Annotated in this window: 22 protein-coding genes and 1 pseudogene; 14 read left to right on the top strand and 9 right to left on the bottom strand. The window is 71.4% G+C overall.

Going from position 1 to position 21,945, the window contains the following annotated elements; genetic code table 11:
* Positions 1-41: 41 nt before the first annotated feature.
* A complete protein-coding gene (locus ACIRRU_RS15560; RefSeq protein ID WP_403680365.1) occupies positions 42-1,040 on the bottom strand; it encodes a sporulation protein in 999 nt (332 codons plus the stop codon).
* Positions 1,041-1,440: 400 nt separating this feature from the next.
* On the opposite strand from ACIRRU_RS15560, the gene ACIRRU_RS15555 reads away from it, so the two are divergent.
* The 5 genes from ACIRRU_RS15555 (at position 1,441) to ACIRRU_RS15535 (ending at position 5,551) form a co-directional block, all read left to right on the top strand.
* On the top strand, positions 1,441-2,778 hold the full coding sequence (locus ACIRRU_RS15555; protein WP_363204705.1) for a hemolysin family protein: 1,338 nt from the start codon (positions 1,441-1,443) through the stop codon (positions 2,776-2,778).
* Positions 2,775-3,791, top strand: coding sequence for a hemolysin family protein (locus ACIRRU_RS15550; protein WP_363204704.1), 1,017 nt, complete (start codon positions 2,775-2,777; stop codon positions 3,789-3,791). The genes ACIRRU_RS15555 and ACIRRU_RS15550 overlap by 4 nt, the downstream gene beginning before the upstream one ends.
* Positions 3,792-3,942: 151 nt before the next feature.
* Positions 3,943-4,563 (top strand): L-threonylcarbamoyladenylate synthase, encoded by a 621-nt coding sequence (locus ACIRRU_RS15545; RefSeq protein ID WP_363205331.1) that lies wholly within the window; start codon positions 3,943-3,945, stop codon positions 4,561-4,563.
* Positions 4,560-5,201: a hypothetical protein gene (locus tag ACIRRU_RS15540; protein WP_403680362.1), complete on the top strand. Its 642-nt coding sequence runs from the start codon at positions 4,560-4,562 to the stop codon at positions 5,199-5,201. The genes ACIRRU_RS15545 and ACIRRU_RS15540 overlap by 4 nt, the downstream gene beginning before the upstream one ends.
* Positions 5,202-5,326: 125 nt before the next feature.
* Complete coding sequence (locus ACIRRU_RS15535; protein ID WP_403680359.1) at positions 5,327-5,551, top strand: hypothetical protein; 225 nt, start codon at positions 5,327-5,329, stop codon at positions 5,549-5,551.
* Here the strand turns inward: ACIRRU_RS15535 and ACIRRU_RS15530 are convergent.
* From ACIRRU_RS15530 to ACIRRU_RS15520, 3 genes are all read right to left on the bottom strand, one after another.
* On the bottom strand, positions 5,536-7,299 hold the full coding sequence (locus ACIRRU_RS15530; RefSeq protein WP_403680356.1) for an ABC-F family ATP-binding cassette domain-containing protein: 1,764 nt from the start codon (positions 7,297-7,299) through the stop codon (positions 5,536-5,538). The genes ACIRRU_RS15535 and ACIRRU_RS15530 overlap by 16 nt on opposite strands.
* A gap of 307 nt (positions 7,300-7,606) precedes the next feature.
* Positions 7,607-9,124, bottom strand: a complete 1,518-nt coding sequence (mptB, locus tag ACIRRU_RS15525) for a polyprenol phosphomannose-dependent alpha 1,6 mannosyltransferase MptB (protein ID WP_403680354.1) — start codon at positions 9,122-9,124, stop codon at positions 7,607-7,609.
* Between the two features lie 180 nt (positions 9,125-9,304).
* Entirely contained in the window at positions 9,305-9,574 is a 270-nt protein-coding gene (locus ACIRRU_RS15520; RefSeq protein ID WP_403680351.1) for a hypothetical protein, read from the bottom strand.
* Positions 9,575-9,811: 237 nt separating this feature from the next.
* Here ACIRRU_RS15520 and ACIRRU_RS15515 point away from each other — a divergent pair, with 237 nt between their 5' ends.
* The 5 genes from ACIRRU_RS15515 to ACIRRU_RS15495 all read left to right on the top strand — a co-directional run bounded on the left by ACIRRU_RS15515 (position 9,812) and on the right by ACIRRU_RS15495 (position 14,593).
* Positions 9,812-10,630: a PP2C family protein-serine/threonine phosphatase gene (locus ACIRRU_RS15515; RefSeq protein WP_403680348.1), complete on the top strand. Its 819-nt coding sequence runs from the start codon at positions 9,812-9,814 to the stop codon at positions 10,628-10,630.
* 79 nt (positions 10,631-10,709) lie between these two features.
* Entirely contained in the window at positions 10,710-11,753 is a 1,044-nt protein-coding gene (locus ACIRRU_RS15510) for an MASE1 domain-containing protein (protein WP_403680743.1), read from the top strand.
* Positions 11,754-12,081: 328 nt separating this feature from the next.
* The gene (locus ACIRRU_RS15505) at positions 12,082-12,276 is read left to right on the top strand and encodes an antitoxin (RefSeq protein WP_363205338.1); all 195 of its coding nucleotides are present in this window, start codon (positions 12,082-12,084) and stop codon (positions 12,274-12,276) included.
* A 225-nt stretch (positions 12,277-12,501) separates the two neighbouring features.
* Positions 12,502-14,178, top strand: a complete 1,677-nt coding sequence (locus ACIRRU_RS15500) for a sigma-70 family RNA polymerase sigma factor (protein ID WP_403680346.1) — start codon at positions 12,502-12,504, stop codon at positions 14,176-14,178.
* A 37-nt stretch (positions 14,179-14,215) separates the two neighbouring features.
* Entirely contained in the window at positions 14,216-14,593 is a 378-nt protein-coding gene (locus tag ACIRRU_RS15495) for a VOC family protein (RefSeq protein WP_403680343.1), read from the top strand.
* Between the two features lie 262 nt (positions 14,594-14,855).
* Here ACIRRU_RS15495 and ACIRRU_RS15490 read toward each other — a convergent pair whose 3' ends face one another.
* Positions 14,856-15,197, bottom strand: a complete 342-nt coding sequence (locus ACIRRU_RS15490) for a hypothetical protein (protein WP_403680340.1) — start codon at positions 15,195-15,197, stop codon at positions 14,856-14,858.
* A gap of 69 nt (positions 15,198-15,266) precedes the next feature.
* Positions 15,267-16,997, bottom strand: coding sequence for a cytochrome c oxidase subunit I (gene ctaD, locus ACIRRU_RS15485; RefSeq protein WP_403680337.1), 1,731 nt, complete (start codon positions 16,995-16,997; stop codon positions 15,267-15,269).
* 294 nt (positions 16,998-17,291) lie between these two features.
* On the opposite strand from ctaD, the pseudogene ACIRRU_RS15480 reads away from it, so the two are divergent.
* Positions 17,292-17,940: pseudogene (locus ACIRRU_RS15480) on the top strand (NADPH-dependent F420 reductase); the annotation flags it as partial.
* 359 nt (positions 17,941-18,299) lie between these two features.
* On the opposite strand, the gene ACIRRU_RS15475 reads toward ACIRRU_RS15480, so the two are convergent.
* Genes ACIRRU_RS15475 through ACIRRU_RS15465 form a run of 3 tightly spaced genes read right to left on the bottom strand, consistent with a single transcriptional unit; the run spans position 18,300 to position 19,896 of the window.
* Positions 18,300-18,647 (bottom strand): Asp23/Gls24 family envelope stress response protein, encoded by a 348-nt coding sequence (locus tag ACIRRU_RS15475; protein ID WP_403680334.1) that lies wholly within the window; start codon positions 18,645-18,647, stop codon positions 18,300-18,302.
* The gene (locus ACIRRU_RS15470) at positions 18,644-19,318 is read right to left on the bottom strand and encodes a hypothetical protein (RefSeq protein WP_403680331.1); all 675 of its coding nucleotides are present in this window, start codon (positions 19,316-19,318) and stop codon (positions 18,644-18,646) included. The genes ACIRRU_RS15475 and ACIRRU_RS15470 overlap by 4 nt, the downstream gene beginning before the upstream one ends.
* Positions 19,309-19,896: an RNA polymerase sigma factor gene (locus ACIRRU_RS15465; protein WP_403680328.1), complete on the bottom strand. Its 588-nt coding sequence runs from the start codon at positions 19,894-19,896 to the stop codon at positions 19,309-19,311. The genes ACIRRU_RS15470 and ACIRRU_RS15465 overlap by 10 nt, the downstream gene beginning before the upstream one ends.
* 256 nt (positions 19,897-20,152) lie before the next feature.
* Here ACIRRU_RS15465 and ACIRRU_RS15460 point away from each other — a divergent pair, with 256 nt between their 5' ends.
* The 3 genes from ACIRRU_RS15460 (at position 20,153) to ACIRRU_RS15450 (ending at position 21,937) form a co-directional block, all read left to right on the top strand.
* Positions 20,153-20,677, top strand: coding sequence for an Asp23/Gls24 family envelope stress response protein (locus tag ACIRRU_RS15460; RefSeq protein WP_403680326.1), 525 nt, complete (start codon positions 20,153-20,155; stop codon positions 20,675-20,677).
* Between the two features lie 4 nt (positions 20,678-20,681).
* Positions 20,682-20,909 carry a hypothetical protein gene (locus tag ACIRRU_RS15455; protein WP_403680323.1) on the top strand — a complete coding sequence of 76 codons (228 nt, stop codon included), beginning with the start codon at positions 20,682-20,684 and terminating at the stop codon, positions 20,907-20,909.
* A 557-nt stretch (positions 20,910-21,466) separates the two neighbouring features.
* Positions 21,467-21,937: a DUF6286 domain-containing protein gene (locus tag ACIRRU_RS15450; RefSeq protein WP_403680320.1), complete on the top strand. Its 471-nt coding sequence runs from the start codon at positions 21,467-21,469 to the stop codon at positions 21,935-21,937.
* The last annotated feature ends 8 nt before the right edge of the window (positions 21,938-21,945 follow it).

The following is a 21,945-nucleotide window of genomic DNA, read 5'->3' as shown; positions in this document are numbered from 1 at the left end:
GGCCCGCCGGAGCGCCGGGGGCCGGAGCGCGGCCCGCCGGGTCAGCCCTCCTCGCCCCCCTCCTCGTCCTCATCGCCCTCGAAGGCGTCACCGATCTCGTCCACGACCTCGGCGGCGACCATGCCTCCGACGACGCCCACGGCCACGCCCGCCGCGACTCCGGCCACCACCGCACCGGCACCCGGACCGGAGCGGCGGTGCTCACCGTGATGGCCGCCGTGGTGCTCACCGTGGTGTTCGCCGTACGGGGACGGGGCCGCGTACGCCGCGTGTCCGGCGACGACCTCCTTCAGCCAGCCGTCGACCCGCTCGTTCCACTCGGGCTGCGAGGCGGTGTGGTGGGAGGCGGTGAACCGGTGGACGGTGTCGTGGCCCTCGGTGAAGAGCCCGGCACGCTTGTCCGCCTCGATGACGACCTCCAGGCCGCCCGGGGAGGCGAGGAAGGTCACCTCGATCTCGTTCACGGCGTGCGCGTGCCCGGCGGGCGGCAGGATCTCGATCTCCTGGTAGCAGGGGAGCTGCTGGCCGGTCCCCCGGATGTGACCGAGCTCCAGATCGGCCGATTTGAATCCGTAGCCGAGCTGGCCGAAGGCCTCCAGGATCGCTTCCTGGGCCGGGAGCGGGCCCACGGCGAGCGCGTCGAGGTCGCCCTTGTCGCGCGCCCCGGCGATCTCCAGTTCGGTCCGGATGCCGAGGACGGGGCCGAGGTGCTGGCCGTGGAGTTCGGTGATCGGCGTCTCCCAGGGCAGGGTGACGGTGAACGGCACGGTGGGCTCGCTCTCCGCCGTCAGCCGGAAACCGCCGCCGACCGTGAAGCGGTCGAGGACGACCGTGCCCTCGCTCTCCTCCTCCTGGCCCTCCACCTCCACCCGGGCGACGAGGAGAAGGGTGATCCGGTCGATGGTCGCGTCGCTCCCGCCGCCGCGCAGGCGGACCTCTCCGGACAGTGGCCCGCCCGGCAGGGCCGCGCCGGGCGGCAGGACGGTGTCGACCGAGGGGCCGCCGACTCCGAGGGCTCCGAGCAACTTCTTGAACACCATGGGCGGCGTCCGCTCCTTCTGTGACGGTGTGGAACCGTGACGGGTATGACCGGGGAGGCCCACACCTCCCCGCCGGGCGAAACCGCCCGCGAGGGTAAAGGGTTTCCCAAGCGGGAGACCGGTACGCACAGTTCCAGCCACCAAGATCACCGGCGCGCTCCCGGTTCACCGCACCCCTTCACCACCAGGATTCTTTCCCCAGGTGACACCCTGTGTGATGCGCGCCACTCCCCTTTGATTTGCGCTCCCTTTACTATCAATGGGGGCGGGTGCACACCCGCCCTTCACCATCGCCAGGCCCCACCGAACCGAGAAGGAGCTGCGGTACCGCAATGGGTGAGCCTCCCAGTACGAACCGTGTCATCTTTGCCCCGGCGCACCAGGGGACGGAGGTGACACGGTGAGCGAAGTGATACTGCTCCTCCTCGCCCTCGGGCTGACCCTGGCCTGCGCGGTGTTCGTCGCGGCCGAGTTCTCGCTGACGACCATCGAGCGCGGCGAACTCGAACGTGCCGCACAGGCCGGTGAGCGCGGCGCCGAAAGCGCCCTCAAGGCCGCCAAGCGGCTCACCTTCCAGCTCTCCGGCGCCCAGCTCGGCATCACGGTGACCTCCCTGGTCATCGGCATGCTCGCCGAGCCCTCCATCGCCGTACTGCTCCGCGGCCCGCTGGAGGCCGTCGGACTTCCGTCGGGCGCCGTGTCCACGGTCGCCACCCTCCTCGGTGTGGCCCTGTCCACCGTCGTCCTCATGGTGGTCGGTGAGCTGGTCCCGAAGAACTGGGCGATCTCCAGCCCGCTGACGGTCGCCAAGGTCGTCTCCACCCCGCAGCGCGCGTTCACCGCGGCGTTCGGTCCGCTGATCCGGCACCTCAACAACTCCGCGAACCGGTTCGTACGACGGCTGGGCCTGGAGCCCGCCGAGGAGCTGGCCTCCGCCCGTACGCCGCAGGAGCTGATCGCGCTCGCCGAGCACTCGGCCCGCGAGGGCGCCATCGAGGAGGACTCGGCCGAGCTCTTCGTCCGCACGCTGAACCTGGCGGAGCTGTCCGCCGAGAACGTGATGACACCGCGCGTCGACGTGCGGGCGCTGGAGGCCCACGCGACGGCCGCCGACGCCGCCAACCTCACCCTGGCCACCGGTCTCTCCCGGTTCCCCGTCTACCGCGACAGCCTGGACGAGGTCATCGGCACGGTCCACATCCGCGACGTCCTCGCCCTGGAGGAGTCCGAGCGGCCCAGGACCCAGGTCACCGCGCTGGCCACGGAGCCCCTGCGGGTACCGGACTCGCTGCCGGTCGACCGGCTGCTCGCCCAGCTGCGCAAGCACCGCACCATGGCCGTGGTCATCGACGAGTACGGCGGCACCGCGGGTGTCGCCACCGTCGAGGACATCGTGGAGGAGGTCGTCGGGGAGGTCCGCGACGAGCACGACCCCCACGAGCGCCCCGACCTGGCCCCCGCGGAGCCGCTCGGCGACGGCCGGCAGGTCTGGGAGGCCGAGGGCAGCATCCGCCTCGACCAGCTCGACCGGATCGGCTTCGGCGCACCGGAGGGCCCCTACGAGACGCTCGCGGGTCTCCTCGCGACGCGGCTCGCCCGCATCCCCGTCCGCACGGACCGGCTGGAGCTGGACGGCTGGCAGTTCGACGTGCTCGACATCGAGCACCACCGGGCCGCCCGGGTCCGGATCACCGCCCCCGCTCCGGCCATGGCCCTCGTGGAGGAGGAAGCCCGATGACCACCATCCAGCTCGCCATCGGCGCGCTCACCCTCCTGACCAACGCGTTCTTCGTCGGCGCCGAGTTCGCCCTGATCTCGGTCCGCCGGAGCCAGATCGAACCCCAGGCCATCCGGGGCAGCCGACGCGCCAGGAGCACCCTGTGGGGGCTCGAACACCTGTCGGCAGCCATGGCGACCGCCCAGCTCGGCATCACCATCTCCTCGCTGGTGCTCGGCGCCGTCGCCGAACCGGCCATCGCGCATCTGCTGGAGCCGCCGTTCGACGCGATCGGCGTCCCGGGACCGCTGGTCCACCCGATCGCGTTCATCATCGCGCTGACGCTGGCGACCTACCTGCACATGCTCATCGGCGAGATGATCCCGAAGAACATCGCGCTGGCCGCCCCCGTCGCCACCTCCCTGGCGCTCGGCCCGTCCCTGGTGGCCCTCACCCGGGCGCTGCGCCCGGTGATCTTCGGCATCAACGCCTTCGCCAACATGCTGCTGCGGCTGCTCAAGGTCGAGCCCAAGGACGAGGTCGCCTCGGTGTTCACCGACGACGAACTCGTCCGGCTGGTGAAGGACTCCAGCGACGCCGGCCTGCTCGCCCCGGCCGACGGCGAACGGTTGCAGGATGCCCTGGAGCTGGGTACCCGGCCGATCGGCGAGGTGATGGTCCCGCTCGGCCGGACGATCACGGTCGACCTCGGCATCACCCCGCAGGGTCTGGAGCGTGCCGCTGTCGACTCCGGATACTCCCGGCTGCCGGTCACCGGACCGGACGACGAGATTCTGGGCTATCTCCACATCAAGGACGCCCTCGGGGTCGCGGAGCGCACCAAGCCGCTGCCGACGAGCGCGATCCACCCCGTCATCCGGGTCGAGATCGACACCCCGCTGGACGACGCCCTCACGGCGATGCGGGCCGCCGGCACGCACCTCGCGGCCGTCGCGGGTGACAAGGGCACGGTCATCGGCTTCGTGACGATGGAGGACGTGCTGGACGAACTGGTGGGGGCCGCCGCGGTCTGACCCGCGGGGAACCCGCCAGGAAGCGGAGCCGGAGCGGCCCGTCGCGCGTCACCGCGCGGCGGGCCGCCGCCGTACACGCCCCCGGGGGCCGCGGTCCGGTGGTCCGACCGGACCTCCTCACGGGCCCGCCCCGAACGCGTAAGCTCGGCGAATGGCCAAGTACTTCGACGTGCACCCCGAAAACCCCCAGTCGCGGACCATCGCCACGGTGGCCGACAGCATCCGCTCCGGTGCGCTCGTCGCGTACCCGACCGACTCCTGCTACGCCCTCGGCTGCCAGCTGGGCAACCGCGACGGCATCGGCCGGATCAGGTCGATCCGGAATCTCGACGACCGCCACCACTTCACCCTCGTGTGCCACGACTTCGCGCAGCTGGCGCAGTTCGTCCGCGTCGACAACGACGTGTTCCGCGCCATCAAGGCGGCGACGCCCGGCAGTTACACCTTCATCCTCCCGGCCACGAAGGAGGTGCCCCGCCAGTTGATGCACCCGAAGAAGAAGACGGTCGGCGTGCGGATCCCCGATCATGTGGTGACCCAGGCCCTGGTAGCCCAGCTCGGCGAACCGCTGCTCTCCAGCACCCTGCTGCTGCCGGACGAGGAGGAGCCGCTGACGCAGGGCTGGGAGATCAAGGAACGGCTCGACCACGAGGTGGACGCCGTGGTCGACTCCGGCGACTGCGGCACGGAGCCGACCACCGTCATCGACTTCTCCGGCGACGAGCCCGAGATCGTGCGCCGGGGCGCCGGCGACCCGTCCCGCTTCGAGTGAGCGGGACGGCCGGGGGCAAGGCGGGCGGGCGGCTGCGGTTCGACGGCTGGATCGCCGGGGTGGGGACCTCCTCGGGCACTCGGCTGGTGGTCGGACACTGGCCGCGCTCGCCCCTCGGGGCGTTCAGCGATGTCATGGTCGAGCGCCCCGACGGCGAACGGCTCCTGCTCGCGCCCTCCCGCCGCGTCGCGGACTTCGTCGCCGCGACGTACCGCTTCGACCGTATCGAGGTGGTCCCCGTGGCCGTCGGCGTCACGGGGGCGACCTGGCGGGTCGACGCGGGACCGCTGGAGCTGCGGCTGCGGGCCGGGCGGCGCTCCGCGCTCGGTCTGCTCCTGTCCGCCGTCCCGGCCCCGCTCGCCCGGAGCCCGCTGTGGGCGCGGGTGTGCGATGTCCCGGCCCGGCTGCTGATGCCCGGGGTGCGCACCCTGGGCAGCGCCGGTTCGGGACGGCGGGAGTGGTACGGGGCGCGGGACCTGCGGCCGGTGCTGGCGGCGGACGCCCGGTGGGACGGGGCGGAGCTGGGCGCCCTCGCGCCGCTCGATCCGCCGGTCGCCTTCGGCTTCGGCTCCGCCCCGCGCACCCCCTCCCTGGTGCGCGTCACCACAACGGTGGAACTGGCCCCGGGCCACGGCTGAGCCCCCGCGCGCGGCACGGGGGCGACCGGTCCGGGGCGGCCGCCCGGGGCCGGGCGCATTCCGTGGCGTTCCGGATCGTGCGGGCCGGGGATGCGCGGGGGCGGGGCGCGGCGCAGGGTGGACCCATGGCAAATCCCCCGATCGTCATCCACCGGCCGACCCCGTCGGGCGGCCGCCGGGTGTCCGTGCACTACGAGGGCCGCGACGAGATACTCGGGCTGGCCCACAGCGACCACGACGTCATCGTGTTCCTGACCGAGGCCGGCCTGGAGGAACCCGACAAGATCCTCGACAACGCGGTCTGGGTGGAGTGGCGAGGCGGGAGGGCCCACCACTACGAGGCGGCCTGAGAACCCTCCCCGGACTCCCGCGCCCGGACCTCCTGGTCCCCCTGAGCAGCCGTGCCCGCCTGGACGCCCGTGCCCGCCGCGTCCCCCCGTGGCCCCCGCGCACCGGACAGCTCGGCGTGGACCTCCTCCGGGCTGGTCTCCCGAAGCTCCTCACCGAGCAGGATCCAGCGGGTGATGCCGACGGAACCGAGGAACGGCAGGTCGTGACTGGCGATGACGAGGGCCCCCTCGTAGGAGTCCAGCGCACTCGTCAACTGCCGCACGGCAGCCAGGTCCAGGTTGTTCGTCGGCTCGTCCAGCACCAGCAGCTGCGGGGCGGGGGCGGCGAGCATCGTCGCCGCGAGCGCGGCACGGAAGCGCTCGCCGCCCGAGAGGGTGCCCGCGGGCTGCTCCGCGCGGGCTCCCTTGAACAGAAACCGGGCCAACTGGGAGCGGATCTGGTTGTCGGTGGTGCCGGGGGCCGCGCGGGCGACGTTCTCGGCCACGCTCAGCGTGTCGTCGAGGACGTCCAGCCGCTGCGGCAGGAACTTCAGCGGTACGGACACCGTGGCCTCGCCCGAACTGGGCGCCACCTCCCCCGTCAGCGTACGCAGCAGGGTCGTCTTGCCCGCTCCGTTCCGGCCGACCAGCGCGACGCGTTCGGACCCCCGCACCTGGAGGCTGCCGCCGCGCAGCCGTCCGTACGGGAGACTGAGGTCGCGCACCGTCAGGACCGTGCGGCCCGCGGGTACCGCGGTGTGCGGCAGGGCGACGCGGATCTCGGCGTCCTGCCGCACGGCCTCGGCGGCTTCGTCGCGGCGCTCGCGGGCCTCGTCGAGACGGTCCTCGTGCAGTCCGCGCAGCCGGTCGCCCGACTCCTGGGCGGAGCGCTTGCGTTCACCGGCGACGATGCGCGGGGCGCGGCGCTGGGCGTCCAGCTTCCTGTCGTGGCGCTGGCGGCGGGCGACCTTGACGCGGGTCTCCTCCAGTTCGCGGCGCTGGCGCCGTACGTCGGCCTCCGCGGCGCGCAGCGTCCGCCCGGCGGCTTCCTGCTGGGTGGCGAGGGCCTCCTGGTAGGCGGACCAGCCGCCTCCGTACCAGCTGACGGCGCCCGCGCGCAGTTCGGCGATGCGGTCGACGCGTTCCAGGAGGTCCCGGTCGTGGCTGACGACGATCAGGATGCCGGTGCGCCACGCGTCGACGGCGTCGTAGAGCCTGCGGCGGGCGAAGAGGTCCAGGTTGTTGGTGGGTTCGTCGAGGAGGAGGACGTCCGGGCGCTCCAGCAGCAGCGCGGCCAGGCGCAGCAGGACGGTCTCCCCGCCGGAGAGCTGTCCGACGGTACGGTCCAGTCCGACGGCGCCGAGCCCGAGGGAGCCGAGGGTGGCCAGGGCGCGTTCCTCCACGTCCCAGTCGTCGCCGACGGTATCGAAATGCTCCTCCCGTACGTCGCCGGACTCGATGGCGCGCAGGGCGGCTCGCCGCTCCGCGATGCCGAGGGCCTCGTCGACCCGCAGGCGGGTGTCCAGGGTGATGTTCTGGGGCAGGTGGGCGAGGCTCCCGCCGATGGTGACCGTTCCGCCCGCCGGGCGGAGCTGTCCGGCGAGCAGACGCAGCAGGGTCGATTTGCCGGTGCCGTTGGCACCGGCCAGGCCGGTGCGCCCCCGGGGGACGGTGAGGGACAGGCCGTCGAAGACGTTCGTGCCGTCGGGCCATCGGAAGGTGAGGTGGGAGGCGGTCACGGAGGCGCCGGGCGCGGTGGGATGGCTCATGGGTTCTCGCAGTCGCGGAAGCGGGAGGAACAGGGGCTTCGTAGGCGAACAGCACGCGGCGACCGGGCCGGAGAAAAAAGAAGGGTGATGAGAGCGGTCCTGCGAAGGCGGGGACGGATCAGCACCGAGGTCGCATCCACGCGGATGTCATGGGCGGCAGTGATGCCGACAGCGCCATGACCGTGTACGGGCCGAAGCCGTACCGCGTGATGATCGCGGACCTCAGATGCGCAACGTCCACCTCTATCGGAGACGACAGGACCGGATCAGCGTAGCGGAGGGCTCGCCCGCACGTCGAGGTGATGGTTCACCGGACGCTCCGCGGAGCCGGGGCGGGGTCCGGGTCCGCGGAGGCGGCTGGGGCAGGCACAGCGGCCGCGGACCCGGACACGGTGGTAGGGAGCCGGGCGGGCGGCTGGACGCCGGGCGGTACGACGGGGGCCCGGCGGACGGCGAGGGTGCCGAGCACAGCGGCGAGGCCCGCCAGGACGAACCCGTAGGGCGGGGTGGCGCCCATGGGGTGGGTCTCGTACACCAGGGCCGCCGACAGCACGATCAGGACCGTGGCGACCCGGCCGTACGGCGCGGTGGCGGCGACGACCGCCATGCCCCACAGCAGGTACCAGGGCTGGACCATGGGCGAGAGGGCGACCAGGGCGAGCAGCGCGAGTCCCAGGGCGTGAACGGGCGTGATCATGCCCCGCATCGCGCGTCGGGCCAGCAGGAGGATCAGCACCATCGCGGCGACCAGGCCGAGGGTCTGGACCGCGGACTTCACGGGCTCCGGATCGGTCCCCGCCAGGAGGTGCAGCAGTTCGCCGAGGCCGAGCCCGATGTCGCTGGGGACGGAGAGGGCGGTGTGGATGTTCGCGGCGACGCCCTGGGTGCGGAGCCAGCCGAAGCCGGTGCCGCTGAGCAGCGTCGCTCCCCCGGCGACCGCGCAGGCGACGAGGCCGGGCGCGAGGAGCCCCTTGGCCCAGCGCCGCGGCTGGGGGCCGGTGGCGGAGGCGTGTACGAGGATCCCGATGAAGAGCAGCGCCACGGCCGCCGGGGACTTCACCATCATGGCGAGTGAGACGAGCGCGCTGCCGAGGATCCAGCGGCCGCGCAGGGCGAGCGCCACTCCGGCGAGCATGAGGCCGATCATCAGCCCGTCGTTGTGCAGGCCGCCGATCACGTGCATCAGCAGGAGCGGGTTGAGGGCGCCCAGCCACAGGGCGCGGCTCTCGTCGTGGCCGTGTTCGCGGGCCAGGCGGCCCAGGGACCGGACGATCAGGACCAGGGAGGCGAGGGCGACGAGTCGCATGGCCAGGACGGCGGGGACGATCGTGCCGCCGGTGGTCCAGGAGACGGCGGCGGACAGCAGCAGGAAGAGGGGGCCGTACGGGGCGGGGGTGTCGCGCCAGTGGTTGCCGACGCTCGCGGCCGCGTCGCCACCGATGCCGCCGGGGTCCAGGGCGGAGGGCCCGGCGGTGTAGACGTCGTGCCCCTCGACGACCATCGCGCCCTGGGCTATGTAGCTGTAGACATCAGCGCTGTAGAGCGGCGGCGCGAGCAGGAAGGGGGCTGTCCACCAGGCAAGGGTGACGAGCGTTTCGCGGACGGTGGAGGCGCTCTTGCCGTACTGCCACCAGGCGACGACGAGGACGGTCAGCCCGAGGTAGGCGAGGACGGCTGCGGCCGCCTTGGCTGCCGAGCCGTGGTCGACCCAGAGGCCCCACGGGTCGTGGACCGGCAGCTTCCCGGAGAACCAGCCGCCCACGGCGACCGCCAGGGATCCTGCCGCACCCAGCCGACGGTGTCCGACCGCGCTCATAGCCCACATGACCGGCCAACCTATCGCCCGCCGAGGTACTCGCGTAAATCCGCCTGTGCGCGGCCGGAGGGCTGCCGGGCCCTCCCCCGCAGCGAAAGGACGCGGCTCAGTGCCCGGTGCACCGGGCTCCAGAACCGCGCGTCGCGGATTCGGTTCCGGCCGCCCCCGCCCTGGGGGAACCCGTGCCCCTCACCGCACGTCGCCACGCCAGTCCCACTGGTGGCTGTCCGGCGAGCGCGGGCCGTACTCGGCCCGGCCGCCCGGCCCGTACGCGCCGATCTCGGTGACCAGTCCGGCGCCCTCGCTCAGCTCGGACTCGGTCCAGTCGGTGACGTCGAGCAGCAGCCCGTCGAGCGGGCCGCCGACCAGCTCCCGGTATTCGTGGCCCGCCCTCGGGCCGGGCTGGGGGTCGTCGTGATCGGTGCCGTAAACCCGTCGCTGCCTCATCAGCTCGTCCATGCGGGCAGCATCCCACCAGGCACTGACAACGGCTCGGCACGAGGGTCCATCCGGCCTCCGCTCCCGCCCGGACACGGCGCGCGGCCCAGCTCCGCGCCGCGCGCCCGGCCACCCTCACCGCGCCCACCGCTCCGGGGCAAAGGCCGGTGGCCCGGTCCCGGCATCGCGCGCTCCGCAGTCGCAGCCCCGGGGCGCCCGCCCTATGATTCAGGGACGTAACGCACCGCGGAGCAGCCCATGAACCGGCGTCGGACTCCCCGATCGGTCAGCGCCGAGGACCTGCTCACCACCTTGCAGAACCTCACTGCGCGCGCTCGGCGGGAAGTGGAACTCCATCAGGCGAGGGTGGAACTCGCGCAGGCCCTCCAGCGCGAGATGCTTCCGGCGGCCCTTCCCGCGCTCCCGGGGCTCGCGTCGGCGGCCCGCTACGCACCTGCCCGGCATGGTCTGGACATCGGCGGCGACTGGTACGACGGTTTCCCGCTCGCCGACGGGACCCTCGGGTTCGCCGTGGGTGACGTCCAGGGCCACGACGTCGAGGCAGCGGCCTTCATGGGCCAGATCCGGATCGCGATGCGCGCCATCGCGGGCACGGCGTCCGACCCGGGCGAGGTCATGGGGCGGACGAACGATCTTCTGGTGTCCGTGGACTCCGCGCTCTTCGCCACGTGCACGTTCCTGCGGCTGGACCCGGTCACCTGGGAGCTGCACAGCGCCCGCGCCGGTCATGTGGCCTCGGTGTGGGCCACCGTGGACGGGCGGTCCGGTGTCACGGAGGATCCCGGCGGCATGCCGCTGGGCATCCAGCGCGGGGAGGAGTACCCGGTCACCCGGCACGCCCTGGCGTCCGACGGGTCGATCGTGCTGCTCACGGACGGGGTCGTCGAGGGGCCGTCGCTGCTGATCGAGGACGGTCTGGAGCGGGTGCGCCGACTGGTCGCCGCACACGCGGGGGCGAGCGCGGATCTGCTGGCCGACGAGGTTCTGGGCGCGGCGGAGCTGACCGGGCACGAGGACGACGCCGCCGTACTCGTTCTGCGGCACGCCACCGCCTGAACCGGCCCTCGGTGACGCCGGAGGACGGCGCGCGTGTCACCAGCCGCCTCCCCGCCGGGGTCGGTGTCTGATGAGTGCTGTGATCCGCAGCAGACAAGCCAGACGACGGGCCGTGTACGTGGCGCAGGTCCTGGGAGTGACCGGGGCCTACTACCTGTCGGGGCGGCTCGGGCTGATGCGCCAGGTGGTCGTGGACGGCGCCGTCGTGACACCGCTCTGGCCACCCACCGGCATCGCACTCGCCGCGCTGCTGTGCCTGGGGGTCCGCATCTGGCCGGGGATCGCGCTGGGCACGCTGGTCACCGTCGCCGACATCGGCGACGCCTTCGACCTGAGCCGCCTGGCGATCATGCTCGGCAACACCATCGCTCCCCTGACCGCGTACGCCCTGCTCCGGAGGACAGGATTCCGCAGTGAGCTGGCCCGGCTGCGGGACGGGATCTGTCTGGTCTTCCTGGGGGCGTTCACGGGGATGCTGGTCAGCGCCACCATCGGCGGTGTCACCCTGCTGGCCGACGACAAGATCCCACCGGGACGCTTCTGGCTGGTCTGGTCGTCGTGGTGGGCGGGGGACGCGATGGGGGTCCTGGTGGTGACGCCGGTTCTGCTGGTCCTGCCCCGGGCCCGGCTGCCCCGGCTGGGGGACCGATGGCCCGAGGCCGCCGTTCTGGCGGTGGCCGTGGTGCTGGCCTCGCTGATCGCCACCCGGAGCTCGCTGTCCATGATCTACCTGGTGTTCCCGGTGATCATCTGGGCGGCGTTGCGCTTCCAGCTGCCCGGCAGCGCCCCGTGCGCCCTGGTCGTGTCGGTGTTCGCGATCGTCGCCGGTACGGACTCCCTCGGGCCGTTCGCGGGTCACACCCTGATGGAGATCATGGCGAACCTGTCGGTGCTCAACGGGTGTGTGGCGCTCACCGCGCTCCTGCTGGGGGCGATCGTCGCGGAGCACCGGAACATCCGCCTGGAGACCGAGCGCGCGGTGGAGGAACTGGAAGCCCTGGTGGAGCAGTTGGTTCCGTTATCAGGACCGGCCGCGCGGCACGGCCACGGGGGCGGACCGGAGCGCCCCTCCGGGAAGGGGTCGCACCCGGAGCACGGCGCCGGACCGGGGCCGGAGCACTGACAGCCCCGGCCTGACAGGCGATCCCGCCTCCCGGGCCGGGGCTGTGGGCGCGTGCGCGTCAGTAGGGCAGGGGACGGCCGGACGGGGTGCGGAGATCTAGCGGGGGCGGCCCCGACGGGGGCGGGGGACGACGGACAACGACTCGGATGCGGCCCATTGCCACCACCTCCTCATGGTCACCCGGTATCTGCCCAGTCGGTGCGGCTTCACACTTCCGGCCGCCCGCCACGGTTCGGGGGGCTCCTCCCGCGAACGGGTTCGCGCGGATGCGGGGCGGGCCGGGTGCGGTGACCCTTGATGAGCGGGGGCGAGTCGACGAGGAGGACGCATGTCCGCACTGGACAAGATCAAGAAGATGCTCAAGGGCCACGAGGACCAGGCCGGCAAGGGCATCGACAAGGCCGGAGACATGGTGGACGACCGCACCCAGGGCAAGTACAAGGGCCAGGTCGACACGGCCCAGGACAGGCTGAAGCAGCAGTTCGGGTCGGACCGCGACCAGGACGGCCCGCCGCGCGCCTGAGCTGGCCCGCGGGCCACCGGATGGCCGAACCGTAGACCGGCCGGCTGTTCCGCGGCCCTGTCCCGCGCATCGGTCCGTGCCACGGAGAACATTCCGTGGCACGGACCGGTGCGTGCGGCCGGGGTTCTCGGGGTTGTCCGCCGGATTCTTGTTATCGTCCCGCCCGCACCGCATCTCCCGAGTGTGGGAAGTGACAGCACCGGACCCCGGAAGAGTGAGCACAGCATGGGCAAGGATCACCCGACGGCTTTGGTCGCCGCGGCGCGCGGCGGCGACCAGCAGGCCAAGGACCGGCTCGTCGCGGCATATCTGCCGTTGCTGTACAACGTCGTCGGACGTGCGCTGGACGGTCATACGGATGTCGACGACGTAGTGCAGGAGACGGTGCTGCGGATGCTGCGTGGCCTGCCCGAACTGCGTGATGCGCAACGGTTCCGTTCCTGGCTGGTGGCGATAGCCATGAACGAGATACGCCAGCACTGGCGCGACCGGCAGTCCGGAGCGATCCCCGCCGACCGGCTGGACGGTACCTACGACCCTCCGGACCCCCGCGCGGACTTCGTGGAGCTGACCATCCTGGAGCTGGGGCTGACCGGCCAGCGGCGGCAGGTGGCGGAGGCGACGCGGTGGCTGCACGAGGACGACCGCGCTCTGCTGTCCCTGTGGTGGCTGGAGACCGCCGGGCATCTGTCGCGGGCCGAGGTCTCCGCCGCGCTGGAGCTCACCCCGCAGCACACCGCCGTGCGGGTGCAGCGGATGAAGGCCCAGCTGGAGGCGGCCAGGGTCGTGGTGGGTGCGTTGGCGGCGGACCCGCCGTGCGTGCTGCTGGAGGATCTGATCGCCGGATGGGACGGGGTGCCCTCCGCTCTGTGGCGCAAGCGGGTGGCGCGGCATGCCCGTGAGTGCACGGTGTGCTCGGGCCACGGTTCGGGGCTGGTGCCCGCCGAGGGACTGCTGGTGGGGCTGGCGCTCGTGCCGGTGGCGGCCGCGGCCGGGGCGGGTGCGCACCCGGAGCTGCTGGCAGCGGCCGGTGTCCTGCCGCCCGACCGCTTGTCCCCGGCCGGTGCGGCCACGCCGGAGCTGTTGACGACCACCGCGTACGGACGGATGCCGGGATCGGACGCCCACGGAGCGGGCCGGGCGGAACGCAGACGGGAACAGGCCCGGCGGCGGCGCCGGAACTCGGCCGTCGCCGCGGTGATCGCGGTCGCGGCCCTGGGCACCGGGGGCACGGCGGTGCACCTGTATACGGATGACGGAGACCGGGACGCGACGACGGTCACCGCCGACGCTCCGGCTCCCCGTACCCAGGTCCCCACATCCGCCGCCGCGTCCGCCTCGCCCTCCGTGTCCGCGTCGGCCTCTTCCTCGGCCTCCGCGTCGGCCAGTGCCTCGCCGTCGGCCAGCGCTTCACGTACGCCCACGGCGAAGCCGACGAAGAGCGCCACCCCGCCGCCCGCCCCCAGCACCGCTCCCCCGCCGCCCGCTCCCGCGCCTCCCGCTCCCGCACCTCCCGCTCCGGCGGGCACCGCCGCGCAGGTCACCGAGTTGGTCAACGCGGAACGCGCGAAGGAGGGCTGCGGGCCGGTGAGCGTCAACGAGAAGCTGAACACCGCGGCTCAACGGCACTCCGCAGACATGGCGGCCCGCGACTACTTCTCGCACACCTCGCCGGACGGCACGGACCCGGGCGACCGGATCACGGCCGCCGGATACCGCTGGTCCACCTACGGCGAGAACATCGCCAAGGGACAGCGGACCCCGGCCGATGTGATGCGGTCGTGGATGGACAGTCCGGGCCACCGCGCGAACATCCTCAACTGCTCCTTCAAGGAGATCGGTGTGGGAAAGCAGGACTCGGGCGGTGGTCCGGTATGGACGCAGAAGTTCGGCGCCCGCTGACCTACGGGCTTGCGGGATCACGGCTTAGGATGCGGCGATGATCACTGAACTCCAGTGTGTGGTCCTCGACTGTCCCGATCCCGGGACGCTGGCCGACTTCTACGCGTCGTTGCTCGGCGGGGAGGTCGACCGACCCGACCGGCGGTGGGACTGCGACGCGGACTGGTCCACGCTGCACACACCCGGTGGGCTCGTCCTGGCCTTCCAACGGGTGGCGGGTCACCGGCCACCGCGCTGGCCCGGCCAGGATCCACCCCAGCAGCTGCACCTGGACCTCGGTGTCGCCGACCTAGAGCAGGCCCACGGGCAGGTCATGGCCCGAGGGGCGACGCTGCTGGACGCGGCGGACGACGAACGCGGATGGCGCGTGTACGCCGACCCGGCAGGCCACCCGTTCTGCCTGGTACGCCACTGAGCGACGGGACCGGAGTCGGTTAAGGGTGGCGGGGCCGTGGCGGATGGCGGTGGTGAGCGTGGTCACGCGTGACGGTGGGGCGGGCTCGAGCTCAGCTGAACGGTGGCGGGCCGGCTGACGGCTGACGGCTGACGGCTGACGGCTGACGGCTGACGGCTGACGGCTGACGGCTGCAACACGGTACGGCAGGTGCGGGCCCCGCCGGGCCCGTCGGTCGCGCCGGGCCCGCTTGGGCCGCACCGGGCGGCGGTACTGCACGGCGTCAGCGCAGCAGGAACGTCAACGCCGCGCAGAGCCCAATGGCCGCGCCCGCCGTCACGGCCGTGACGGCGACACAGCGAGTACGCAGCCGTGCATAGCGCTCGGTGTACTCCTCGCGCAACTCTTCGGCTCGGTCGCGGATGCGGGTGAACGACTCGCGGGACGCGGTGACACGTTCGGCGGTGTACACCCGCTCGACGTCCTCACGCTGTGCCGTGGTCAGCCAGGGCAACTGGCCGGTGAAACTTCGCGCCTGCCGGCGTGCCCCCTCGACCTCGGCGTTCCACAGCAGATAGCCCTCCAACTGGGCCAGACCTCGGGCGCTTTCCTGGTCACGTTTCACCCGTCCTCCTTGTCCGTCGGGCTGTCGGGCTGTCGGCTGTTGATCGGATTCTTAGTGGCGGGGCCACCCTCACTCCTGCTTGTCACCCGGTGCGACGACCGTGGATTCCTGCGGACGGTTGTCGGTGTCGTCGAGGGCGCGGAAAGCGGGATGGTGCAGGTCGAACGCCGGGGATTCGGAGCGGATCCGCGGCAGCGTGACGAAGTTGTGCCGCGGCGGCGGGCAGGAAGTCGCCCACTCCAGCGAGCGGCCGTACCCCCACGGATCGTCCACCGCGACCTTCTCGCCGTGCTTGGCGGTCTTCCAAACGTTGCAGAAGAACGGCAGCAGCGACAGACCGAGCACGAACGACGCGATGCTGGAGATCGTGTTCAGGGCGGTGAAGCCGTCGGCCGCCAGGTAGTCCGCATAGCGACGCGGCATACCCTCGGCGCCCAGCCAGTGCTGGACCAGAAACGTCCCGTGGAAGCCGACGAACAGCGTCCAGAACGTCACTTTCCCCAGCCGCTCGTCGAGCATTTTCCCGGTGAACTTCGGCCACCAGAAATGGAATCCGGCGAACATCGCGAAGACCACGGTGCCGAAGACCACGTAGTGGAAGTGCGCGACCACGAAGTACGAGTCGGAGACGTGGAAGTCCATCGGGGGCGAGGCCAGGATGATGCCCGTCAGACCGCCGAAGAGAAAGGTAATGAGGAATCCGACAGCCCAGAGCATCGGGGTCTCCATGGAAATGGACCCCTTCCACATGGTGCCGATCCAGTTGAAGAACTTCACCCCGGTCGGCACGGCGATGAGGAACGTCATGAAGGAGAAGAACGGCAGCAGCACGGATCCCGTGACGAACATGTGGTGCGCCCACACGGTCACCGACAGGCCCGCGATGGCGATGGTGGCCGCGACGAGGCCGATGTAACCGAAGACCGGTTTGCGGCTGAAGACCGGGAAGATCTCAGTGACGATGCCGAAGAACGGCAGAGCGATGATGTACACCTCGGGGTGGCCGAAGAACCAGAAGAGGTGCTGCCACAGCAATGCGCCGCCATTGGAGGCGTCGAAGACGTGGGCGCCGAATTTACGGTCCGCCTCCAGCGCCAGCAGCGCGGCGGCCAGCACCGGGAAGGCCAGCAGGACCAGGACACCGGTCAGCAGGACGTTCCAGGTGAAGATCGGCATGCGGAACATCGTCATGCCGGGGGCGCGCATGCAGATGATCGTGGTGATGAAGTTGACCGAGCCGAGGATGGTGCCGAAGCCGGAGAAGGCCAGACCCATGATCCACATGTCGGCGCCGATCCCCGGGGAGCGGACCGCGTCGTTCAGCGGCGCGTAGGCGAACCAGCCGAAGTCGGCCGCGCCCTGCGGGGTCAGGAAGCCCGCCACGACGATGAGCGAGCCGAAGAGATACAGCCAGTACGCGAACATGTTCAGCCGCGGGAACGCCACATCGGGTGCGCCGATCTGGAGCGGCATGATCCAGTTCGCGAATCCGGCGAACAGCGGCGTCGCGAACATCAGCAGCATGATCGTGCCGTGCATCGTGAACGCCTGGTTGAACTGCTCGTTCGAAATCAACTGTGTTCCGGGCCGTGCGAGTTCGGCGCGCATCACCAGGGCCAACAGTCCTCCGACGCAGAAGAACGCGAAGGAGGTGACGAGGTAGAGCGTGCCGATCGTCTTGTGATCCGTGGTGGTCATCCACTTGATGACGACGTTTCCCGGCTCCTTGCGCCGTACCAGGACGTCATCCTGGTCTGCGGCATCGATCTCACCCGGTTGCGAGATGCCCCTCGTCGTCACTAAGACACTCCTTCGATCGACGGCCCGTGCAGACTCGGCGACCAGAATGGACCCGCGGTGATCGGTGCGGTGGGACATCCTTCCCCACCCGGCAGGGGCGGTCGACAAGGACACTCAAATGGCCTACATGGGCACGCTCCTCGCGTCGGCGGCGGACAGCAGAAGAATGCGTCAACGCCAGCGAGCCCTTCAGATGTTCCTTCGCCCGACGACGGAATATCACCCCTGGGGACAGAAGTTGGTGAACCTGCAGAGCCGCTCCTCTCCACTCGACGGGCATCGAAAGGTCAGATCATGAAGATCGGCATCATCGGCGCGGGAAACATCGGCGGCAACCTGACCCGCCGTCTGACGGCTCTCGGCCACGAGGTCTCGGTGGCCAATTCCCGCGGCCCCCAGACACTGACCGCCCTCGCCGAGGAGACCGGGGCGACACCGGCAGCCGCGACCGATGCGGCGAGAGACGCTCACATCGTCGTCGTGACCGTACCGCTCGGGGCCGTACCCGATCTACCGGACGGCTTTCTGAGGGACGCGGCGGAGAACGTCGCGGTCATCAACACCGGAAACTCCTATCCGCAACGCGACGGCCGGATCGCCGCCATCGAGGACGCCCGAGAGCCGGTGGTCCGAGCAGCAGATCGGGCACTCCGTGATCAAGGCTTTCAACGGGACGTACGCCCAGGACATCCTGGACCGGGGACTGCCGCAGGGCACCTCGGGACGGCAGGCCCTACCGGTGGCCGGGGACGACGCGGTGGCCAAGCAGGCCGTACGCGACCTCATCGACGAACTGGGCTTCGACACCGTGGACGCCGGAGGACTGGACGACTCCTGGCGCCAGCAGCCCGGCACACCGGTGTACGGGAACCGGGGTGACGTGACCGCCGTCGCGAAGGCCCTCTCGGCGGCATCCCAGGAGCGTACGGGGGAGTGGCACCCTGAGGGAGGGTCAAGGAGGGCGCCGGGGGGGGCCGGACGGCGCCCGCCCCTTCCTCTCTCGGCCGCTCGCATCGCCAGCCTCTCTGCCGGGTCCATCGCCGCCCACCGACCAGTGGACCACCGTCCTCATCACCCCCTCCCCCGGCCTCGTTAGCTCCCCCTCCCGGGGCACCGTCTCCCTCCGGGCCCCTCCAGGCTTCTTTCCCCGGGTTCTTCCTCCCACCGCGTCCTACCTCCTCACTCCTCCCCCGGGGCCCTCCTTCCCTGAGCTCTGCTTCCTCCAGCCTTTGACTCCTTCGGCCCCTGAACCCTCCGGCTCCTCTGCCCCCAGGTCCAGTGGCCCGCCGCACCAGATCCTCGTCAGACCACCCCCATCACCGTGACCCGTACCGAGGCCTCCAGGTCGCCCGGTACCCCGGCCAGCACCGTGGACCGGACGGCCCGGGTCACGTCCAGCGCCCGGTGGCCGCGCCGCAGGACCAGCCGTATGTCGATGCGCCAGCGGCCGGTGGCCTCATCCCTGCTCACCCGCACACCCGGCGTTCCCGGTGCGACCCCGCTCACCGGGGCGCGGAGCGGCGCACGCTCGGCGATCCGGGTACGCAACAGGTCGGCCACCGCAGGACGCAGAAAGGCCACCCCCGGCACCCCTCGTGCCGCCTCGGCGGCGACAGCAGCGATCCTCTCCTGGAACGTGTTCGCCGTCATCGCACTACTCCCGTCTCCTGGCCGTCGCCGCCTGCATCACCGGAATTGCCCACGGCGGTCCTGTGGTCGATGTCCCCGTCCAAGACGTCGACGACGAGCACGTCGGTGTAGGCGAGGCGGACGCCGATGTCCCGGTCGGAGACCTCGGCGATCCGAACACGTACAGCGTCAGCGACGTCCTGCATGGGCAACTGCGTGCTCACCGCCACCTCGACCCGTGTGCGCACGGGTCCGGCCGGATCCGCAGGATCGAGGGGCAGGACCCGGCAGCTTCCGGCCCGCACTCCGGGCAGCGCGTCAACGGCCGCCCTCAGCAGGCGTGCGGCCGCCGCTTCGACCATCCAGCCGTCCTCCCCCGGATCGCCGAGCGGGAGCGGTCGCCCCGGCCGTAGTTCGAGCCTGACGAGGTCCATCACACGGGCGGTCACGGCCGTGGCGTCCGGTATCCCGGGCTCAGCGGCGCCCGTTCGGCGCACGGCCTCGCCGAGGTCGGCGAGGTCGGCCAGAGCCGTCGAACAGAATGGGCAGTCGTCGAGGTGGAGGTCGCCCGTAAACCGGCCGGTGTCCCAGGCGTCCCAGACGTCCATGAGCAGCCGCCCACAGGGCAGACGCTCGTCCTCTTCCTCGTACCGGTGGTCTTCCGGCCGGTCCGGATTGGCGCTCATCGCCATGCGCTCATCGCCTCCGTCAGGTGGCGGCGGGCCCGGAACACCCGGCCGCGGACCGCCTGCAGACTGATTCCAACCGTCGCCGCGATGTCCTCGTACGACAGTCCCTGCATCTCCCGCAGCACCCAGCAGACCCGTTGTTCGGGCGACAGGTCTGCCATCGCTTTGGTTAGCGCATGGGCAGCTGCGCGCGACTCCACGGCTCGGGCGGGCGATGCCTGATGGTCGGGAGCGGCCTGCTCGGGCACCGAGTCCAGGTCCGCCGACGGCCTGCGGGATCTGAGCCGGTTGAGACAGCGGTTGGTGACGATCCGGTAGAGCCAGGTGTGAAACGAGGCGTCTCTGCGGAACTCGGGGATTTTACGCCAGGCGCTCACGAAGGCGTCCTGCACCGCGTCCTCCGCGTCCGTCCGGTCGCCGAGGAGTCGGGCGGCCAGTTGGAGCATGACCGGGCTGTGTCGCCGCACCAGCACCTCGAAGGCCTCCTCGTCGCCCTCTCCGGCCCGCACGACGAGCAGTGCGTCGTCGGGTGGCGCGCCCTGCGGCACACAGCCCGTCATCTGATTCCCGTCGCCGAGCATGTACCAGTCCCTCCCTCACTCGTTCCTGCGCCGTCGAGCAGCCCTCACCTGCTCCTTGAGGCGGATCCCCACCCGCGTTCTCGTGACCGCTTCTCGTAGCCGGACACACAGTTGGACCCGGCGAAGGACGGAACGTCACGCAGCCGTCGAAAAATCTTCGGAAGAAAAAATCTCATCAACTCGCGTGACGAATCGGCGGTCGGTGTGTCCAACGAATGTCAGGCAGAACGAGCCGAGCGAGAAGCGAGGAGTTTCCATGACCACCAGCCAGACCCCGGCCACCATTGCCCCCGCGGGCACGGGTCCGCGCACCGGCGCGCAGAAGCAGGTCGCTGAGACCGGCGGCACGACCACGGTCGGCAGCGGGGCCACCGGAGCGGCCGAGCCTGCGGCGACCAGGGGCAGGACCTCGATCGCCGACACCGTCGTGGTGAAGATCGCGGGGATGGCAGCTCGGGAGATCCCGGGCGTCCACGACATGGGCGGCGGACTCTCCCGCACGCTTGGGGCAGTGCGGGACCGGGTGCCCGGAGGCCGCCCCAATGTAGGACGCGGCGTCAAGGTCGAGGTCGGCGAGCGCCAGACGGCCATCGACCTGGACCTCGTCGTCGAATACGGAGTCGCGATCACCGACGTCGCACGCGATGTACGCGAGAACGTCATCGCCGCAGTGGAGCGCACCACCGGACTCGAAGTGGTTGAGGTCAATGTGACGGTCAACGACGTCCATCTGCCCGAGGACGACGAGGAGACCGCTCCGTCCGAGACCCGCGTGGCATAACGGGGTGACACGGAACGTGGACACATCCGGCCCGGGCGGAGGTGTCCCTGGGCGGGCCGGGTACGGGGCGGCGTCGGGAATGGCACTCGGCTTCGCCGGGTGGTTCGGCGGGTTCGGGGCGTTCCTCTTGGTTGCGGCGCTGGGTTCGTTGGGTTGGCTCATAGGGCATCTGGTGGACCGGGGCATCGGTCTGCGGGAGTTCTTGGACGCGTTGATGGGGAGGCGGCCGTGACGGCTTCGGCCGGCGAAAGTGACTCCGGCACGGAGCGGGCCGCTGGGCGTCGCACGGGCACTGTGGTTCCGGCCGGACGCGGTGCGACGACTGTGGGACCGCGCGCCGTCCAGCGGATCGCCGAGCGGGCCGCGTCCGAAGCGCTCCCCGTCGGGGGTGCGGCAGTGCGCGGTTCAGCAACGGTGCGTGGGACCTCGGTTCGGATCTCGATGGGCGTGCGCTTGCCGTATCCGGTGCGAGTGGAACAGGTCGTACAGCGAGCCCAGGAGCATGCTCGGGCCCGAACGGTTCATCTGACGGGCCTGTCCGTGCCGCGCGCCGAGGTTTGGGTGGACTCCTTCTCGGTACGGGCTGCGCCTGCTGCCAGCGGGTTGGAGGACGGTGACCAGCCATCGCCGGATGAGACACCTGAGCTCCCGAGATCGTCGGAGCCCTCAGCGGATGGCGCGAAAGGCGCCGCTCGGAACGGCGGCGGGGGTGACCGGATCCGAGCCCAGCGCCGGGTTCCTGCTGCGGTGACGGCAGCCTTAGCGGCGGCTGCCTGCGCGCTGTTCCTCGTGGACATCATCGCGGTCCGGCTGGGCGGTGCGCCCGCCGCCTGGCGCACGACGCTGGTGGGCTGGGCGGCGGCCCACGGCCCGGCAGACACGGCGGTGCGGGCGGGCGGGGTGCTCGCGGCCTCGGCCGGTGTCTGGCTCCTGGGGTGCGCGCTGCTGCCGGGGCTGCGGGGGCGCCTCCCTATGGCGTCTCCGACATCCCAGGTCCGCTTCGCACTCGACCGGGCGGCCGCCGCCCGGGTCGTGCGGGACCGGCTGAGTGCCGTGCCCGGAATCGTGCGAGCTCGGGTGCGGGTGCGGCGGGGACGCTTTCGGGTGCTGGTCACCGTGGGTTTCGGTGTGCCGGAGCAGGCACGCGCGGAGGCGGAACGGGTCGTGCGTGCGGGCCTGCCGGATTTGGGCATGGTGCGGACCCCAGCGGTGCGGGTGCGGATCCGTCAGGCAGCGCGGGGATCCCGTCGGGTGAGGTGACGTGGTCG

The organism is Streptomyces sp. NPDC101181 (assembly GCF_044767975.1).
In the GTDB taxonomy this organism is placed as follows: domain Bacteria; phylum Actinomycetota; class Actinomycetes; order Streptomycetales; family Streptomycetaceae; genus Streptomyces.
Note: the sequence above shows the minus strand (reverse complement) of the source record. Positions and strands in the feature narration are given on the sequence as shown.

Coding starts and splice junctions, on each gene's coding strand:
- ACIRRU_RS15560 (WP_403680365.1), bottom strand. CDS start 1,040: ATGGTGTTCAAGAAGTTGCTCGGAGCCCTCGGAGTCGGCGGCCCCTCG.
- ACIRRU_RS15505 (WP_363205338.1), top strand. CDS start 12,082: ATGTCCGCACTGGACAAGATCAAGAAGATGCTCAAGGGCCACGAGGAC.
- ACIRRU_RS15515 (WP_403680348.1), top strand. CDS start 9,812: ATGAACCGGCGTCGGACTCCCCGATCGGTCAGCGCCGAGGACCTGCTC.
- mptB (WP_403680354.1), bottom strand. CDS start 9,124: ATGTGGGCTATGAGCGCGGTCGGACACCGTCGGCTGGGTGCGGCAGGA.
- ACIRRU_RS15530 (WP_403680356.1), bottom strand. CDS start 7,299: ATGAGCCATCCCACCGCGCCCGGCGCCTCCGTGACCGCCTCCCACCTC.
- ACIRRU_RS15470 (WP_403680331.1), bottom strand. CDS start 19,318: ATGGCGATGAGCGCCAATCCGGACCGGCCGGAAGACCACCGGTACGAG.
- ACIRRU_RS15550 (WP_363204704.1), top strand. CDS start 2,775: ATGACCACCATCCAGCTCGCCATCGGCGCGCTCACCCTCCTGACCAAC.
- ACIRRU_RS15460 (WP_403680326.1), top strand. CDS start 20,153: ATGACCACCAGCCAGACCCCGGCCACCATTGCCCCCGCGGGCACGGGT.
- ACIRRU_RS15465 (WP_403680328.1), bottom strand. CDS start 19,896: ATGCTCGGCGACGGGAATCAGATGACGGGCTGTGTGCCGCAGGGCGCG.
- ACIRRU_RS15500 (WP_403680346.1), top strand. CDS start 12,502: ATGGGCAAGGATCACCCGACGGCTTTGGTCGCCGCGGCGCGCGGCGGC.
- ACIRRU_RS15545 (WP_363205331.1), top strand. CDS start 3,943: ATGGCCAAGTACTTCGACGTGCACCCCGAAAACCCCCAGTCGCGGACC.
- ACIRRU_RS15475 (WP_403680334.1), bottom strand. CDS start 18,647: ATGACGGCGAACACGTTCCAGGAGAGGATCGCTGCTGTCGCCGCCGAG.
- ACIRRU_RS15535 (WP_403680359.1), top strand. CDS start 5,327: ATGGCAAATCCCCCGATCGTCATCCACCGGCCGACCCCGTCGGGCGGC.
- ACIRRU_RS15495 (WP_403680343.1), top strand. CDS start 14,216: ATGATCACTGAACTCCAGTGTGTGGTCCTCGACTGTCCCGATCCCGGG.
- ACIRRU_RS15520 (WP_403680351.1), bottom strand. CDS start 9,574: ATGGACGAGCTGATGAGGCAGCGACGGGTTTACGGCACCGATCACGAC.